The organism is Deltaproteobacteria bacterium, from assembly GCA_009929795.1.
Lineage (GTDB): Bacteria > Desulfobacterota > Desulfovibrionia > Desulfovibrionales > Desulfomicrobiaceae > RZZR01.
The window spans coordinates 1-2,052 of sequence record RZZR01000288.1 but is presented as its reverse complement, the minus strand read 5'-3'; the positions used below and the strand labels follow the sequence as shown (position 1 = coordinate 2,052).

Below are 2,052 nucleotides of genomic sequence, written 5' to 3'. Positions count from 1 at the left end.
CCCTCCAGGTTCAGAGCGGGGTAGAGGTCGGCCTCGGCCTTGGCCGCAAGGGCCAGGGCCTGATCGAGACGGGCTCTGGCTTGGCGGATATCGAAGCTCTCATCCAGACCTTGGCGGATGAGCCGGTCCAGTTCCGGATTGCCAAGATTCTCCCACCACGGACCGGGAACATCCAAGCCCTCCTGATCGAAGAGTTCATACCGTTCGGGCATGCCGACCGGGCGCAGGCCCCTGTCCGCCGGCCTGAACGGGGCGCACCCGGAGGCCGACAGGATAAATAGGGCCACGGCCATGGTCAGAATGGCCAAAAATCCGCTCATGGCCACGTCTCCCGCTCCCGGGCGTCTCCGACGAGGTTCGTGCAACGTGTCGTGATCGTTTCGATCCATTCGATCTATCATATATTTTTGAAAAAATGATCGCTTGAAAAACGCTCCAAACAAGGCCTCTCGTGCAGTCTTTCCCACCGCCCGTCAAGCCCTGCTCCGGAAGACCCAATCGCTTCCCGGACCGGCCGGATACCCTGCCCATGACTTCCGACGAGAATACCTCCAGCCGAGGCCCATGCTTCACGGATCGTTTACTCAAAGATGGATTTGGCATAGAATCAACGCCATGAAACTTAATTCAAAGGCTGCGCAGCCCGGAGCGAGCAGTAAGGAACGGATTCTCGACGCGGCCCGCGGCCTCTTCGGGACGTTCGGCTACACGGAAACCACTTACCGCCGCATCGCCGGGGCGGCCGAAGTTCCCGAGGGTCTCATCGCCCACCATTTCGCCAGCAAGGAGAATCTGTACGTCGAAGTGGCCCTTGATGTTCTCGACCGGCTGACCATAGACATCGACGAAAGCCTCCTCCACACCGCCGACTCCATGGGAGCGGTCATCGCCTTCTGTGAATGTTTTCTGAACTTTTCCCGGAATGCGGCCACCGGTTTCATCGCCCTGCTCCGATGCTCCCCCTTCGCCCCGACTGATGCTGGTCCACGACAGGGCGAAATCCTGGACCGTTGCGCGGGCATCGCCGACCGGCTGTGCCAAATCGTGGCCCAAGGCCACGAGGACCGATCCATCCGACCCTGCGATCCGCAGCTTCAGACCAAGGTGATCATTGCCGCCCTCATCGGCGCCACTCGGGCCTATCTCCTGAACCAGTCCAACTTTCTTGGCATCGACGACCCCGAGGCTTTTTATCGGGAAACCATTGTCACCTTGGCCGCCGGTCTCTCATCCCAGGCCGGTCCATTGCCGCATGACCGATAGCGACGAAGTCCGGCAGACCTCCCACGCCTGGGTCGACGCCTTTCTGGAGCATGCTCTAGTCATCAGGGGCCTGGCCCAGGACACGATCACGGCCTATGCCGCCGACCTCTCGGCCTTCCTGGCCTTCCTCAGAGAGCGAGGAGGCCTTCTGGAGACCTGCGACGAACAGACCATCCTGTACTACCTCCTTTTCCAGCGGACCCGGGAGCTTTCCAGTCGAACCCTGGCCCGCCACCTGGCCAGCATCCGGGGGCTCTTCCACCACGCCTTCCGCCAAGGTCTTCTGCTCCGGGATCCAGCCGCCGACCTGGAAAGCCCCAAGCTTCCCAAGCTTCTCCCCCGGCCCCTGACCAGGAACCAGGTCGCCGCCCTGATCGAGGCCCCGGACGTGAGGACCAAACTCGGATTTCGTGACCGGACCATGCTCGAACTCATGTACGCCGCGGGCCTGCGGGTCTCGGAACTCTGCGGACTCCACCCCCTTGATTTCGACGCCCAAAGCGGGCTGCTCCGGATTTGGGGCAAGGGGGCCAAGGAACGCATCGTTCCTGTCCACGATCTGGCCGCCGGTCTGCTCTCGGACTGGCTCGAGTCCTGGAGACCCCAATTCAGACCGGCCGAGGACATCGTCTTTCTCAACCGTTCCGGGCGGGGTCTGACCCGGCAGGGGGTCTGGAAACTCGTCCGCCGCTACGCCGACCAGATAGGCTTGACCGTACCCATCTCCCCCCATACCCTGCGGCACACCTTCGCAACCCATCTACTGGAGGGCGGAGCAGATCTCAGGTC

At 62.1% G+C, this 2,052-nt stretch carries 3 protein-coding genes; 2 read left to right on the top strand and 1 reads right to left on the bottom strand.

The window, feature by feature from the left end:
* The coding region (locus EOM25_14285; GenBank protein NCC26343.1) for an RND transporter at positions 1-320 on the bottom strand (320 nt) is incomplete at its 3' end.
* Between the two features lie 244 nt (positions 321-564).
* On the opposite strand from EOM25_14285, the gene EOM25_14280 reads away from it, so the two are divergent.
* Together EOM25_14280 and EOM25_14275 are read left to right on the top strand one after the other, a co-directional pair.
* On the top strand, positions 565-1,263 hold the full coding sequence (locus EOM25_14280; GenBank protein ID NCC26342.1) for a TetR/AcrR family transcriptional regulator: 699 nt from the start codon (positions 565-567) through the stop codon (positions 1,261-1,263).
* The coding region (locus tag EOM25_14275; protein ID NCC26341.1) for a site-specific tyrosine recombinase XerD at positions 1,253-2,052 on the top strand (800 nt) is incomplete at its 3' end. The genes EOM25_14280 and EOM25_14275, both read left to right, overlap by 11 nt.